The 15,030-nt window shown below is 58.3% G+C and carries 17 protein-coding genes; 14 read left to right on the forward strand and 3 right to left on the reverse strand.

What is annotated here, in order from left to right; all coding sequences use genetic code 11:
- Positions 1-49 precede the first annotated feature (49 nt).
- Positions 50-1,288, forward strand: coding sequence for an ORC1-type DNA replication protein (locus tag NT131_08570; GenBank protein ID MCX6651687.1), 1,239 nt, complete (start codon positions 50-52; stop codon positions 1,286-1,288).
- Here NT131_08570 and NT131_08575 read toward each other — a convergent pair whose 3' ends face one another.
- On the reverse strand, positions 1,289-2,203 hold the full coding sequence (locus NT131_08575) for a S26 family signal peptidase (GenBank protein MCX6651688.1): 915 nt from the start codon (positions 2,201-2,203) through the stop codon (positions 1,289-1,291).
- Between the two features lie 55 nt (positions 2,204-2,258).
- Positions 2,259-3,167 carry a S26 family signal peptidase gene (locus NT131_08580; protein MCX6651689.1) on the reverse strand — a complete coding sequence of 303 codons (909 nt, stop codon included), beginning with the start codon at positions 3,165-3,167 and terminating at the stop codon, positions 2,259-2,261.
- A gap of 78 nt (positions 3,168-3,245) precedes the next feature.
- On the opposite strand from NT131_08580, the gene NT131_08585 reads away from it, so the two are divergent.
- From NT131_08585 to NT131_08635, 11 genes are all read left to right on the forward strand, one after another.
- The gene (locus NT131_08585) at positions 3,246-3,707 is read left to right on the forward strand and encodes a cytidine/deoxycytidylate deaminase family protein (GenBank protein ID MCX6651690.1); all 462 of its coding nucleotides are present in this window, start codon (positions 3,246-3,248) and stop codon (positions 3,705-3,707) included.
- Positions 3,708-3,921: 214 nt separating this feature from the next.
- Positions 3,922-4,266 carry a hypothetical protein gene (locus tag NT131_08590; protein MCX6651691.1) on the forward strand — a complete coding sequence of 115 codons (345 nt, stop codon included), beginning with the start codon at positions 3,922-3,924 and terminating at the stop codon, positions 4,264-4,266.
- Positions 4,267-4,294: 28 nt separating this feature from the next.
- Positions 4,295-6,313: a V-type ATP synthase subunit I gene (locus NT131_08595; GenBank protein MCX6651692.1), complete on the forward strand. Its 2,019-nt coding sequence runs from the start codon at positions 4,295-4,297 to the stop codon at positions 6,311-6,313.
- 1 nt (position 6,314) lies between these two features.
- Complete coding sequence (locus NT131_08600; protein MCX6651693.1) at positions 6,315-6,533, forward strand: ATPase; 219 nt, start codon at positions 6,315-6,317, stop codon at positions 6,531-6,533.
- Positions 6,534-6,579: 46 nt separating this feature from the next.
- Positions 6,580-7,137, forward strand: coding sequence for a V-type ATP synthase subunit E family protein (locus NT131_08605; protein ID MCX6651694.1), 558 nt, complete (start codon positions 6,580-6,582; stop codon positions 7,135-7,137).
- A gap of 4 nt (positions 7,138-7,141) precedes the next feature.
- Positions 7,142-8,203, forward strand: coding sequence for an ATP synthase A1 subunit C (ahaC, locus tag NT131_08610; protein MCX6651695.1), 1,062 nt, complete (start codon positions 7,142-7,144; stop codon positions 8,201-8,203).
- Entirely contained in the window at positions 8,203-8,502 is a 300-nt protein-coding gene (locus NT131_08615) for a V-type ATP synthase subunit F (GenBank protein ID MCX6651696.1), read from the forward strand. The genes ahaC and NT131_08615 overlap by 1 nt, the downstream gene beginning before the upstream one ends.
- A gap of 10 nt (positions 8,503-8,512) precedes the next feature.
- A complete protein-coding gene (locus tag NT131_08620; protein ID MCX6651697.1) occupies positions 8,513-10,243 on the forward strand; it encodes a V-type ATP synthase subunit A in 1,731 nt (576 codons plus the stop codon).
- Positions 10,244-11,629: a V-type ATP synthase subunit B gene (locus NT131_08625; protein ID MCX6651698.1), complete on the forward strand. Its 1,386-nt coding sequence runs from the start codon at positions 10,244-10,246 to the stop codon at positions 11,627-11,629.
- A gap of 2 nt (positions 11,630-11,631) precedes the next feature.
- Positions 11,632-12,267: a V-type ATP synthase subunit D gene (locus NT131_08630; GenBank protein ID MCX6651699.1), complete on the forward strand. Its 636-nt coding sequence runs from the start codon at positions 11,632-11,634 to the stop codon at positions 12,265-12,267.
- The gene (locus NT131_08635; GenBank protein MCX6651700.1) at positions 12,267-12,389 is read left to right on the forward strand and encodes a hypothetical protein; all 123 of its coding nucleotides are present in this window, start codon (positions 12,267-12,269) and stop codon (positions 12,387-12,389) included. The genes NT131_08630 and NT131_08635 overlap by 1 nt, the downstream gene beginning before the upstream one ends.
- Positions 12,390-12,392: 3 nt before the next feature.
- Here the strand turns inward: NT131_08635 and NT131_08640 are convergent, their stop codons facing one another.
- A complete protein-coding gene (locus NT131_08640; protein ID MCX6651701.1) occupies positions 12,393-13,832 on the reverse strand; it encodes a DNA-directed DNA polymerase II small subunit in 1,440 nt (479 codons plus the stop codon).
- Positions 13,833-13,887: 55 nt separating this feature from the next.
- Here NT131_08640 and NT131_08645 point away from each other — a divergent pair, with 55 nt between their 5' ends.
- On the forward strand, positions 13,888-14,268 hold the full coding sequence (locus NT131_08645) for a hypothetical protein (GenBank protein MCX6651702.1): 381 nt from the start codon (positions 13,888-13,890) through the stop codon (positions 14,266-14,268).
- The gene (locus NT131_08650; protein MCX6651703.1) at positions 14,265-15,029 is read left to right on the forward strand and encodes a sugar phosphate isomerase/epimerase; all 765 of its coding nucleotides are present in this window, start codon (positions 14,265-14,267) and stop codon (positions 15,027-15,029) included. Before NT131_08645 ends, NT131_08650 begins: the two co-directional genes overlap by 4 nt.
- The last annotated feature ends 1 nt before the right edge of the window (position 15,030 follow it).

A 15,030-nucleotide genomic window follows, 5' to 3' on the forward strand; every position in this document is an offset into this window, starting at 1 on the left:
ACTTGTCCCTGACCGCGTCGGGGTCTGTTGTTATCGGCAGAGGGGCATCATGGAATCCAACGTATTCACGCAGCACATGGACCGCAAGCAGATATTCAAGAAGAACAACCGTGAGATCCTGCGGCCATCTTACATCCCGGACATGCTGCCTCACCGCCAGGAAGAGATCAATTCCCTGGCTTCCGTTCTGGTCACCGCCCTGAAGGGGGAGAGGCCCAGCAACATACTCATATTCGGCAAGACCGGGACGGGGAAGACGGCCTGCGTAAAGTTCATCGGCAACGAGATCAAGAAAGCGAGCGGCGAAGAGAGCAAGGCCATCTTCATCTACATGAACTGCGAGGTGGTGGACACTTCGTACGGTGTGCTGCAGAACATCGGCAACCAGTTCGTCAAGGACTTCGACCAACGCATACCCTTCACCGGCCTGAGCATCATGCAGGTCTACAACATGCTGCGGGACAAGCTCGACGAGCAGAACCAGGTCATCATCATCGCCCTGGACGAGATAGACAAGCTGGTCTATAAGAGCGGGGACGATGTCCTTTACCTATTGTCCAAAATAAACGACGACCTGAAGAAAGCTCGCGTATCGATCATAGGCATTTCCAACGACCTGCTGTTCACCGAGATGCTCGACACCCGTGTGCGCAGCCGCATGGAAGGTGAGCGGATGGTCTTCCCGCCCTACAACGCCGACCAGCTCAAGGACATCCTGCGGCAGAGGTCCTCCCTGGCCTTCGACGACGGGGCGCTGGAAGAAGCGGTCATACCGTTATGCGCTGCCCTGGCCGCCCAGGAGCACGGGGACGCCCGCCGGGCCCTCGACCTTCTGCGCATCTCCGCGGAGATCGCCGAGCGGGACAACGCGGACAGGGTCGCGGAGCTGCACGTCCTGAAGGCCAAGAACAAGATGGAGCTGGACTGCGTGAGCGAGGCCATCCGCACGCTGCCCACGCAATCCAAGCTGGTGCTCATGTGCATCGTGACCAACGTGGAACGGGGGGTGGAGAAGCTGACCACCGGCGACGTCTATGAGACGTACAAGGAGACGTCCCGCATCCTCGGTATGGGCCCGTTGACGCAGCGCAGGATTACCGACCTCATATCCGAACTGGACATGCTGGGTATCATCCACGCCCGGGTGCGCTCCTTCGGGCGCGGAGGGCGGACCAAGGAGATAGATATGGGCGTGCCATTGGCCGAGACCAAGAAGGTGCTAGAAGAGGACGAAATCTTTATCGGCCTGAAGCACTACAAGCAGAAGAACCAGACCACGCTCATGTGATCAGCCCTTCCCGCGCTTTCGCCTCTCTCTTATCCTATTCCCAGGGCGCTTCCCCCCTTCCCTCCATACCATCCGGGCAAGCTCGATCGACAGGGGCACCAGGACGAACAATGACAGCACCAATATCAGACCGCCCTTGCTGTTCTCCGGGGTGTATACATTCTTGCCACCGTTCACATAGAGCCGGATCAGCCCCAGCCAGGGGATCTCCACCCCCGCCTTCCCCTTGATCCAATCGTCAGGAATAGGTTCCCGGCACATATCGGTGACCGAGGACTGATCGCAGAGCCCCAACCACTCGCCGTCGACCAGTTCAAGGTTGTGGTCGCCCATGGTAATGAGGCCGCCATGGCAAGGCCCGAACACCGTGAAATATTCTAGCAGCTCGGTCAGGTTTACCCGGAGGGTGGCCGAACGGTAACCGACGTCGTAGATCTCCACGCGCTCGGACAGGTTCCACCAACGCCCGTCCTCACATTCCCCGTTCCCCCACTTATCTGCTGGCAGGTCGGCCAAAGAGGGGGCGTCGAACCCGCCGCCCGATTCGTTGTACTCCAGGCGCAACATGGCCCGATGACATATCCAGGTGAGATGATAGAACCCATAGCGCTCATAGACGATGACGTCCCCGTAATCTCCGAAGCTCTTATCCCCGAGGGGATAGCACTCCACGTACGTACGGACATCATCGCCATCTGAAGATTTGACTATGATCAGATCCCCGGTGTCGATGACCCCCAGAGCGCTTTCCCTGTCGCTATGTTGCATGCTGTTCGATTTCACTGCGTACAGCGGAGGCCACACACCGCTGTAGGCCAACAGCGCGCCCTCCAACAGCGCCACGACCAATAATATGGCGATCAAGACCCGGAAGCGCCGGACCGCGGCCCAGAACTCGCTCTCCTCATCGAACAACAGTACTGCTTACACCATGCCGCTAAATATATTTGAGGAACGAAAGTCCACAACCTCACTTCTTCCTTTTTATGCCGTTCCTCAGTTTGGCCCAGGGGTCGATGCCCTTCTTCCTCAGGACGCTGATGGTGATGTCAAAGGCCAGCGGCACGGTGATGAGCAGCGCAACCAGGACCATGAGGTCGGTCTTGCTGTTGTCCGGGGTGTCCGCGGGCATGTTCCCGTTAACCCAGAGCTTGATCAGACCCAGCCAGGGCAGTTCGAGCTTGGCCTCTCCCACGATCCATTCCTCCTCGACCGGCGAGCGACATATGGCGGAGGAGGTCTGGTCGTAAACGCCTACCCACTCGTTCCCGGAAAGTCTGACGTTGTGGTCGCCCATGGTTATGATGCCGTCGTGGCTAAGCCCAGCCGTGTTGTAATAGGAGAGCAGGTCGGCCAGGTCCACCCGGAGCGTGGCCAACCGGTATCCAACGTCGTATATCTCCACTATGCCGGACAGGTCCCACCATCTACCGTCCTCGTAGACCCCGTTCCCCCACTTATCCGCCGGAAGGCCGGCCAGTGAAGGGGCGTCAAAGCTTTTCGAGGTCTCGTTGTACTCCAAGCGCAACATGGCCCTATGGATGATTGGGGTGAGGTCAGAACGACCGTACGGTTCATAAACGATCACATCTCCATAGTCCCCGAAGCTCTTGTCCCCGTCTGGGAAGCACTCGACGTAGGTTCGCACGCCCCCGCCGTCAGTTCCTTTGACCACGACCAGGTCCCCGGTGTCCAAAAGACCGATGGCGCTCTTCTCGTCGCTGTGCTGCATGCTCGCCGATTCGACGACGTAGACAGGCGGCCAGAGCCCGCTGTAAGCCACCATCCCCCCGAACAGTAATGCCACGATCAATACGGCTGCGATGGGCCAACGGTTGCGCTTGATCGTTCCTATTATCTTACCAGAGAGCTCAGACAACGGGCCTCCATTACGTTCTTCTTTGTAATTAATGGTGATGAACGAGGGATTAATATCATGTGGTTGCATGCGTGAGCGATGAGCGACCGGCCGGACAACGACACCTACTTCATGCGCATGGCCGAGCTGGCGGCCACCCGTTCCACCTGCCTGCGCCGCCAGGTGGGGGCGGTCATCGTGAAGGAGAAGAGGGTGCTCACCACCGGATATAACGGTGCGCCCCGCGGCCTTCGCCACTGCGAGGAAGTTGGCTGCGTCCGTAAGCAGAACAACATAGAGTCCGGAACGCGCCACGAACTTTGCCGGGGTGTGCACGCCGAACAGAACGCGGTGATCCAAGGGGCCTATTTCGGGATTAGCATCAAGGGCGCGACCATCTACACTACCAACTTCCCCTGCGTGCTCTGCGCCAAGATCCTGCTGAACGCAGGTATAGAGGAGATAGTTTACCTCGACACCTACATCGACGAGCTATCGAAGAGCATCTTAAACGAGGCCGGGATCAAGGTTAGACAATACGTTAAACCTGTATTAAAATAGTCATATTTAATATAATATTTTATAAATGATATTTCCCCTCAGCGATTCCTATGTTAATTTCTATCATCTAAAATCTGGCTTTTAGAAAAATATTCCCAAAAGTAATCAAAATTTTTTATTTGAGGTCGAGATTTTGTCATCTTAACATGCTCATTTTAACAAATTGTTTATATACTTTAATTAAATTTCCAGACTATCTTCCGGGGAGACACCTGTGAACAGATCTGACATTCTTCTTCAAGTAAAGGACGCCGAGACCAAGGCGCAGCAGATCGTCAAGGAGGCGGAGGAGAAGCAAAGGGTCACCATATCCGCTGCTCGAAAGGATGCCGCCACCCGCGTGAACGAAGCCGACGAGAAGCTTAGGACGGAGCACGATGCCAAGTTCGCCCAGGAGCGCGAGAGCATCGCCGCCGAGAAGCAAACCTACCTGAACAAGGGAAAGGAGGAGGCCGCCAAGGTCAAGGCCAGCGCCGAGACCAAGGTGCCGAACGTCATAACCCACCTGATGCAGAGCTTCGAGAGGACTTTAGATGTTGCTGCCAAAACAAATGACTAGAGTCCTCATTGTGGGGTCCAGAGGGGCATTGAAGGACACCATTGAGGTGTTGTACCAGCTGGAATCCGTCCACCTTATCGACTTCAGCGCAGAGGACGCAGAGGAGGAAGGGTTCTCTCTTGGCAAACCGTTGCCCGAATCCTCCGAGGCCTCTCAGAAACTTCTGAAGCTCAGGTCGTTTGAGAAGGACCTGGACCTCGAGTCCATGGACATCAATGACACCATGGACATAGCCAAGATCGACGAGGACATCTCCAACACCATCATCGGCCTAGAGGCCGAGATCACCGGAGCCCTGGAGTCCAAGAACAGCATCCAGGGACGCATAAACGAGCTGGAGGCCGAGAAGGCCGTCCTGCAGAACTTCCAGAGCATCCCGCTTAACCTGGAACTTTACCGAGATTACGATTCTTTGAAGGTCTTCACCGGCAAGATACGCGGGGACGCCTCCGCGGCCCTGAAGGCCACCGTACCTCAGCACGAACTTTTCACCTCGACCGACGGCGGCTTCGTGGCCGCCTTCGTCCCCAAGGCCCAGGCCGACGAGGCCCAGAAGGTCTTGGTCCAGTTCGGTTTCACTGAAGTGGCACCTCCCACCGGGAGCGGCTCACCCCAGGAACGCCTAGGCAAGATCGAGGAAGAGCTCGTCGCCCTGAACGGAGGGATGGACGACGCTACCAACAAGCTGCAGGAGCTCAGGGAGAAGCACGCCCTATTCGTGAAGGCTGCCGACGAGCACCTTAGCATCATTGTGGAAAAGGCCGAGACGCCCCTGCGCGTCGGCACCACCGATTACACCTTTGCATTGGACGCCTGGATTCCCACCGCGAAGATGCCCAGGGTGGAGAAGGCCATCGCCGACAAGCTGGCCGGCAGGGTGCACATAGAAGCTCTGGAGGTAATGTCCCGCAAGGAGCCCCACGAGCACGAGGAAGCGGTCGAAGAAGGGCACAAAGCGACGCACGTGGAAGAGATCCCTTCCAAAATAGAAAACGGCAAGACCGCTAGAAAGTTCGAGTTCATGGCCCGGATGCTATCTACTCCCAAGTATCGGGAGATCGACCCCACCGTGACCATGATGATCACCATCCCCATATTCTTCGGGCTGATGGTCGGGGACATAGGCTACGGAATACCGTTCATGATCCTTGGCGCGCTGGGACTAAGGAAATGCACTTCTAACGAATGGAGAACAATATCCACACTTCTGTTCTTTGGTGGTATCTGGGCCACCATTTTCGGCATATTCATGTTCGGCGAAGCCTATGGGCTTCACTTCGCAGAACAGGCCCACGAGATGAGCTGGTCCTCGTTGCTTGGTATCCAATTACCGCATGAGATAGCCATCGGAGGGTTCGAGATACCCCTCGGCATCTACAGTAAGCTGCACAATGTCAAAGAGATACTGTACATGACCTTGTGGATCGGCATTGCCCACCTGTTCATAGGGTTCTGCATCGGATTCTACAACAAGGCCATCAGGTACGGTCTGAAGCACGCCATCATCGAGAAGGTAAGCTGGCTGATGATCCTGGTGGGCGGCGCCGTCCTGCTGCTCTTCCTGGTCGACGCTATGATCCGCGGGGTCGCCGTGGAGATGACCGACATACGCCTTCTCATCGCCGTGCCGTTAATGGTCGTCGGTATAATAGTGGCCTACAAGGGTGAGGGTTCCGGGGCCATCCTGGAGCTGCCCGGTCTCATGGGCAACATCATTTCCTACACTCGTTTGGCCGCCATAGGCATGTCCAAGGCCGGTCTGGCCTTGGCCTTCAACACCATAGCGTTCGAGGTAATATTCGGGCACGACTACCTCATACCCGGGTCGAACAATGGTGACATCGTGATGCTCATCGCCGCATTGGCAATATTCCTGATCGGCCACCTGACCATATTCATACTGGCCATCATATCGGCTGGATTGCACAGCCTCAGGTTGCACTACGTGGAGTTCTTCATGAAGTTCTACGAGGGCGGCGGTGTTGACTTCAATCCCTTAAAGGTGATCCGTAAGTATACGATAGAGAAAAAAGGAGTGAGTGAGTAAAATGGCAGACGCAGGTTTGATAGCAATAGGTGCTGGAATCGCAGTCGGACTAACTGGGTTGGCCTCCGCATGGGCGGAGAAAGACATCGGTTCGGCCGCCATCGGCGCCATGGCCGAGAACGAGAAGCTCTTCGGTAAGGGTCTCATCCTGACCGTTATCCCGGAAACCATCGTCATCTTCGGTATGGTCGTCGCGATTCTGCTCTGGCTCAACATGTGAACAGTGCGGAACGCACGGGAACGTAAAAAGGACAAGAGGCCGACGCATGGCATTGGATGAAGTGATAGGTAACATAACGGAGAGCGCCCAGGCCAAGGCCCGGGAGCTTGACGCTGAGACGGAGAAGGAGCGGACCGCCATCCTCAAGCAAGCCGACGAGAAGGTCGCCGCCAAGAGGCTGGCCCAGCAGAAGGAGCTGGAGGTCGCCCTGAAGCGCCTGAAACAACAGGAGATATCCAGTGCCGAGCTTGAAGCGAAGAGGATCGTCCTGAACGCCAAGAAGGACGTCATGGACAGATCGTTCCAGGTGGCTCTAAGCTCACTGCTCAACATGGACGAAGGGAACCGGAGGCGCATGTACCATAAGATACTTGACGGCGGCAAGGCCGTCATCAAATCTCCCAAGGTATACTGCCCCCGTGGCGAGTCCAAGTTGATCAGTGGAGTGACGGGTCTGGGAAAGGTAGAGGAAACCGACATGGAAACCGGGCTCATACTAGAGGATGCCTCGGGCACAGTTCGGCTAGACTACCGTTTCCGGGTCCTCCTGGAGAGTGTTTGGGACAAGGAACTGAAGAACGTCTCAAACATATTGTTCGGGTGAAAGGATGTTGTCTGTTTGGGGTAGCAAGGGTAATTACGCCTACGTGACCGCCAGGGTCAAAGCCAAGAAGAGCCTGCTAATCTCCAAGGACAACTACCCCAAGCTTATGCTGATGGACCTGAACGAGATAGGCCGCTTCCTTGGTGAAACCCAGTACCAGGTCGAGATGACCGAGCTGGCCACCAAGTATGACGGCGTAAATCTCATCGAGCTCGGCACCAGCAGGAATTTAGCCAGAGTGTTCACGGACATACTGGATTACAGCAAAGGGGACCTCCGGGAGATGCTGGAGCGTTACCTGATGCGCTGGGACATTTGGAACATCAAGACGGTGCTCCGCGGCAAGTACTACGGTGCGTCAACGGAGGAGATTCAGGAGGACATAGTCGCCGCCGGGAGGTTCAACGAGGAGTACATCAACGTACTCATATCGCTGGAGACCGTCGAGGACGTCCTGAAGGAGCTCAAGAGCAAGAAGGGGTTGGCCATACCCGACGATATAGTCGCCGAGTACAACGAATCAAAGACGCTAGCTCCCATCGAGGACTACCTGGACAAGCTCTATTACCAGGATGTCCTGGCCTGTGTGAAGTGCCGGGACAAGGCCGAGCGCCTGTTCAAAGAGTTCCTGCGCAAGGAAGTAGACGTCACCAACCTGATGACGCTCATGAAGCTCAAGAAAGAAGGGCTCACCCTGGAAAGGCCGGAAAAGTACTTCATCGAGGGCGGCGAGGAACTGGAGGTAAAGGCGCTGGTCGGGCTCAGCAAGGCGGAGTCCATGGACCAACTGGTCAGCGAATTGACCAAGTATTCATTTTACGTAGATATCAAGGACGCGCTGGAGGAGTTCAAACAGACCGGCTCCCTGAGCCCGGTCAGCCTGGCGATGCAGAGGCGCCTCCTCAAGCAGTCACAAAAGTTCTCGCACATCTATCCGTTGTCCGTCCTGCCCATCATGGACTTCATGCTGAGGAAGAAACAGGAAGTGGATAACATAAGGATAATCGCGAGATGCAAGGAGAGCGATCTGGAACCGGACCAGATAAAAAAGCTGTTGGTGATATGATGGACATTGCGGTATTAGGTAGCGACGAGTTCGTATTAGGGTTCCGGCTGGGCGGAGTGAAGCGCATCTACACCGCCAAATCCAAGGATTACGAGACCAAGGCGCTGGAGCTCATAGGCGACAGCACCATTGGCGTGCTAGCAATCGATTCCTCCGACCTGGAGCTCTTGAGCCCCAACGCCCGGAAGAAAATCATGGAGAGCATCGCCCCCGTCGTGGTGATGGTGGGCAAGGCCGAGAGCGACCTCAGGGAGAAGGTCAAGCGGGCCATCGGTGTTGATCTGTACAAAACTAATTGAGGGGTTAGAAATGGGAAAAGAAGGCGTGATCTATAGAGTCGCAGGCCCTGTGGTAACGGCGGTCGGCATTTCGCCTAGGATGTACGATGTTATCCTGGTGGGCAAGGAAAAGCTCATGGGAGAGGTCATCAAGATCGTGGGCGACAAGACCGTCATCCAGGTGTACGAAGATACCTCGGGCGTTCGACCAGGTGAGAAGGTCGTCGATACCGAACAGCCCCTCGTGGCCGAGCTGGGACCCGGGCTGCTGGGCTCCGTCTATGACGGTATCCAGAGGCCATTGCCGGTCCTGATGGCCAAGATGGGCAATTTCATTGAGAGAGGAGTTACCGCTCCCGGTCTGGACCACGGCGTCAAGTGGCCCTTCACCCCCACGGTGAAGCAGGGCGACAAGGTGACCGCGGGCCATATAATCGGTACTGTTCCGGAAAGGGCCATCACCCACAAGGTCATGGTGCCCCCTGGAATCAACGGCACCGTGGACATGATCAAGTCCGGTGATTTCACGGTGGACGACATCGTGGCCGTGATCGATGGAAAAGAGGTCCGCATGATGCAGAAGTGGCCCGTTAGGCGTGGCCGGCCGTTCCAAAAGAAGATGGCCCCCGAGGAGCCGCTCATCACCGGGCAGCGCGTGCTCGACACCCTATTCCCGTTGACCAAGGGAGGCACTGGTGCCATCCCCGGCGGTTTCGGTACCGGAAAGACGGTCACGCAGCAGCAGCTAGCCAAATGGTCCGATGCGGAAATCGTCGTATACATCGGTTGCGGCGAGCGCGGCAACGAGATGACCGAGGTTCTTACCTCCTTCCCGAAGCTGACCGACCCCAAGACCGGCAAGCCCCTGATGAACAGGACCGTGCTCATCGCCAACACTTCCAACATGCCCGTGGCCGCTCGCGAAGCGAGCGTATACACCGGCATGACCATCGCCGAATACTTCCGTGACATGGGGTTGAACGTCTCACTGATGGCCGACTCGACCTCCAGATGGGCCGAGGCCATGAGGGAGATATCCTCCAGGCTGGAAGAGATGCCTGGTGAAGAAGGATACCCCGCTTATCTATCGGCCAGGCTCTCCGAGTTCTACGAGAGGGCTGGCAGGGTCATAGCGCTATCCGGTAGCACCGGGTCCATCTCCGTCGTGGGAGCCGTTTCCCCGCCGGGCGGTGACCTGAGCGAGCCGGTTACGCAGAACACCCTGCGTATCGTGCGCGTCTTCTGGGCCCTCGACACCAAGTTGAGGGAGAGGAGGCACTTCCCGGCCATCAACTGGCTCACGTCGTATTCGCTGTACTCCGGACAATTGGACGGCTGGTACAAGAAGAACGTGGCCGAGGACTTCCCGGAGCTGCGCAACTGGGCCATCGGGCTTCTACAGAAGGAGGCCGAGCTTCAGGAGATCGTGCAGCTGGTCGGTTCAGACGCGTTGCCGGACGAGCAGAAACTGACCTTGGAGATCACCAGGATGATCCGCGAGATATTCCTGCAGCAGAACGCCTACCACCCCGTGGACACCTACTCCCCGATGAGCAGGCAGTACACTTACCTGAAGCTGATCAACAGGTTCGCCGCCAACGCCTCCAAGGCCGTGGAGAACGAGGTTTCCGTGGAGGCCATCGCCAACATGAACCTGCGCAACCGCCTAGCCAAGTCCAAGTTCGAGGAGAACATCGATGACGAGCTGAAGGCCATATCCGAGACCATGGACAAGGAGTTCGAAGCCCTGGGAGGTAAGTAAATGACAACCAAGGAGTACCGCACGATCACCCAGATCGCCGGGCCGCTGGTCTTCGTGGAGAAGACCGAGCCCGTTGGATTCAACGAATTGGCCGTGGTCACACTGCCCAACGGCACCGAGAGGATGGGGCAGGTCCTGGACAGCTCCGATGATGTCGTGGTCATCCAGATGTTCGAAGGCACGTCCGGTATCCCCCGGACCGCAGGCGCCCGCTTCTTGGGCGAAACGATGAAGATGCCCGTGTCCAAGGACATGCTGGGCAGAATCCTGTCCGGCTCCGGCAAGCCCCTCGACGGCGGCCCGGCCATCGTGCCCGAGGACCGCCTGGAGATAATCGGCGCGGCCATCAATCCCTGGGCCCGCGACAACCCTCAGGAGTTCATTCAGACCGGCATTTCCACCATCGACGGCATGAACACCCTGGTCAGGGGGCAGAAGCTGCCCATCTTCTCCGGGTCCGGTCTACCGCATAACGAAATAGCTTTGCAGATCGCCCGCCAGGCGAAAGTGCTCGGAGGTACCGAGGACTTCGCCGTAGTGTTCGCGGCCATGGGCATCACGAACGAAGAGGCGCAGTACTTCATGAAGGACTTCGAGAGGACCGGCGCCCTGAAGCGCGCCGTGGTGTTCCTGAACCTGGCCGACGACCCGGCCATCGAGAGGATCATCACTCCACGGCTGGCCCTCACCACCGCGGAGTACTTGGCTTTCACCCTGGACATGCACGTGCTAGTCATATTGACCGACCTTACGAACTACTGCGAGGCGCTGAGGCAGATCGGCGCCGCCCGTGAGGAAGTGCCCGGTCGTCGCGGCTATCCAGGGTACATGTACACCGACCTGGCAACCCTATACGAAAGGGCCGGGAGGATCAAGGGCAAGAAGGGAAGCATCACCCAGATCCCCATCCTGTCCATGCCCGGGGACGATATCACCCACCCCATACCAGACCTGACCGGATACATCACCGAGGGCCAGATCGTGGCCAAGAGAGAGCTGGTCAGGGCAGGCATCTACCCGCCCATCGATGTCGGTTCGTCCCTCTCCAGGCTGATGAACGAGGGTATCGGTCCGGGACGTACCAGGGAGGACCACAAGGCCGTCTCTGACCAATGCTACGCCGCTTATGCGGAAGGACGAGACCTGCGCGGTCTGGTGGCCATAGTCGGCAAGGACGCGCTGTCGGAAAGGGACCGTAAGTTCCTGGAGTTCGCCGACGAGTTCGAGAAGCGCTTCGTCCGGCAGGGCCGGGAAGAGGACCGCACCATCGAGGTCACCCTGGACCTGATGTGGGAGCTTCTGGCCTCCCTCGACGAGAGGCAGCTGGTCAGGATCGACCGCAAGTACATCGAGAAGTACCACCCGAAGTACCGCCAGAAGGAGTAAGGATGCCCACCGCCGACGTCAAACCGACCCGCTCCGAGCTCCTGGAGATCAAGAAAAAGATCAAGCTGACCAAGTCCGGCTACAAGATCCTGAAGATGAAGCGGGACGGCCTCATACTTGAGTTCTTCAAGATACTGGAGCAGGCTAAGGACATCCGGGACAAGGTCAACCACGATTACCAGGAGGCCATGGAGCGCATCGCCATAGCCAAGGCCGTGGACGGGGCCATAGCGGTGCAGAGCTCCGCCTTCGCCCTGAAGACCCACCCGGAGCTGACGCTGCGCTCCAAGAACATCATGGGCATCGTGGTGCCGGAGATCGAGGCCTCCTCCATCCGCACTCCCATGGACCAGCGCGGCTACGGCGTCATCGGCACCAGCGTCTACATCGACGAGGCGGCCAAGTCCTTCGAGAACCTGGTCGAGACGATAATCGAGGCGGCGGAGATCGAGACCACCATGAAGAAGCTGCTCGACGAGGTGGAGAAGACCAAGCGCCGGGTAAACGCCCTGGAGTTCAAGGTCATACCGGAACTGCAGGAGGCCGAAGCATTCATCAGGCTCCGCCTGGAAGAGATGGAGAGGGAGAACACCTTCCGGCTGAAGCGGGTCAAGCAGAAGGCGGAAGCGCGCGGCTGATGATAGAAAGACTTTTCGACACGCCAGAGAAGAAAGCCCGCCTGGTCAAGTGGACCTGGCTCATTTCCCTTCTCATGCTGGTGTTAGGCTATATCCTGATGGTCGTATTCTGGGGCGACTGAGCTTCAGAAATCGGCCTGGGACATCTTTCCCGTCCCCAGGTGCACCAGGGTCAGCTTGGCCGGGTCCGGCACGAAGTTGTGCATCTTCTGGAAGGAGGTCTGGTCCTGCCAGGTGGAGGCGTTGATCAGCCGCACGCCGTTGTAGTTGGATAGGCCCGCGGCGTGCACGTGCCCGGTGACGAAGATGTCCGGGACCTCCTCGATCACCAGATAGTCCTTGCGCTCCGGGGCGAAGGGCGTCTTCCCACCGTACGTAGGAGCTAGATGTCTTCTTTTTAACATCTCCTCCATGGCCTTGAGCGGTTGATTGTATGACAGCCCCTTGATGCCGCTGACCAGGTCGTCGAAGCTCTTGCCGTGGTAGCTCAATATGGTCCTCCCCTCTATCCTGAGGTAGGCTGGGTTGCCTATCTGGAGCACGTTGGAATCGAACAACTTGGCCACCTCATAGCTCAGCGCCGGCTGCGGTTCCGCCGGGCGCACCATGTCATGATTCCCTGGCTGCATCACGATGCGTACGTCGTCCGGAACGTCCTTGAGGTGCTCGGCCAGGGCCTTGTACTGATCGATGACGTCCTCGATCAGCAGCTCCTCCTCCTGCCCCGGGAAGATGCCCACGCCGTCCACGCAATCGCCGGATATGACCAAATAGCGCAGGTCCAGGTCCTGGGCCTCCGTCCTGAGCCAGGAGACCATGTCATTCCAGCGTTCCTCCAGGAAGGTGTTGCTGCCGATGTGCACGTCGGACATGAAGGCCACCTGGGCCGTGGAGCCGCTGACCTCCATGCCCGACCCGAAAGGCACGTCCGGGCGGATGAGCTCCTTCAGGATCATCTTGTGGTCCTTGCGCGTCAGCTTGCCCACCACCCCGATGACCTCGTCCAGCAGCACCGAGTCCTTGGCTACCTTGTTATCCTTGGGCACCATCACTGTGCACTTGCCGGTGTCGTCCTCGATCTCGATTATCTTATCCCCGCTGCGGGTCTCCCGGACCTCGTTGACCATGCCGATGACCTTGAGCTCGCCATCGCCCTGCAGCCTGTTGGGGTCCAACGCCCTCTGGATACTTATGGCTCCGGCCATATCCCGCCGTCGGGCGATCAACCCTCGCAACGTCGCGTAGCGGTCCTGGAAATAGCGGGCGAAGCCCTCCACGGAGGCCAGGCAATCGGAATGTGAGGTGATGTCCCGCAGCACCTCCACCTCCCCCAAGCGCCGCCTGGCGGGCGACCCCGGGGTCGGCAGCGACTCGAAGCGCGGGGCGTCGACACGAACGACCGTGCGCAGGTCCCGCAACGTCACCACCAGGGGCTGGTACTGCATCTGGTGTATGGCCTGACGGGCGAACTGCAGCGGCGAAGGCTGCGACAAGATGAACTCCTCGGCCTCCTGGTCCAGGAGAAAACCCTCGTTGGCCAGGGCCTCTACCACACTGCTCCGCATCCATCCTTGCCATGCCGCCCCCATTTTAAATAGTTTCTTCAGGTATCCATCCCCGATGCCCGAAGTCACGGCCAGCACCGTCCAATATCCTACCGAGGACCGGGAGAAGGTGACCCAGGCGCTGCTCAACATCTTCCCCGGGAAGATATCCGCCTCGGAGGGGGAGATGACGGTACGCACCACCGACCTTTCCCGCTTCAAGGAGGTCATCCGCAACCACCGCATACTGGACAGCACCAGGGCGGTCCTGCTGCGCGGGGTTGGCGAGGGCAGTATGGTCTTCCAGCTGAACAAACAGGCCGCCTTCGTCAGCAAGGTCAGCTTCGCCGAGGGCAAGGTCCCGTTGGGCCCCATCACTGTTACCATAATCGCCCCAGATCTCGAGGCGTTGATCGACGAGGTGGCCCCGCGCACGGTTAACGGAGAGATACAGTGATAGCCATATCCTCGCCGCACCTGTCAAGATGGGACTTCCCCTACGCCCTCGGCCGGGCGGCCGAGCACTACCAGGCCTGGGAGATAGTGGCCGAGGGCAAGCACCTGCTGCGGGACATCGTGGACGATTTTCTTAAGTTGTCGCCGTCGTACGATCTGCAGTACTCGGTCCACGCCCCCCTGAGCGACGTGAACATCGGGTCCATCAACCCCCGGCTCAGGCAGGCCGCCCTGGAAGAGGTGCTGGAATGCATGGAGATAGCGCACCGCATGGGCGCGGACCCGGTGACGATACACCCCGGCTTCCTCTCGCCCCTGACCCGCCTAGACCGAGAGACGGCGGTGGAGCTGACGACGTCCTCTTTGAAGGTCATCGATACCAAGGCCAAGGAGCTGGGGCTGCGGGTGGCCTTGGAGAACATGCCGGACATGCCCATGGCCATGGCCAAGACCCCCGAGGAACTGGTGCACTTCCTGGAAGGCACCGACCTGGGGGTGTGCTTCGACATCGGCCACGCCAACACCAACGGCAACATCCCCGATTTCCTGAGGATCAAGGACCGCTTCATCAACATGCACGTGCACGACAACCCGGGGGACATGGACCGGCATATGGTCATCGGCGAGGGGAACATCGATTTCCACAGGTGGCTAGCCGCTTTCCGTCCCTACTCGGGCAGGTACGTCATCGAGGCCCGGGAGCTGGAGCACTCGCTTCTCTCCCGGGACCGATTGAACGCCGCCCTGGCCTCCCTGGATTAGC

It is taken from the genome of Methanomassiliicoccales archaeon, assembly GCA_026394395.1.
In the GTDB taxonomy this organism is placed as follows: domain Archaea; phylum Thermoplasmatota; class Thermoplasmata; order Methanomassiliicoccales; family UBA472; genus UBA472.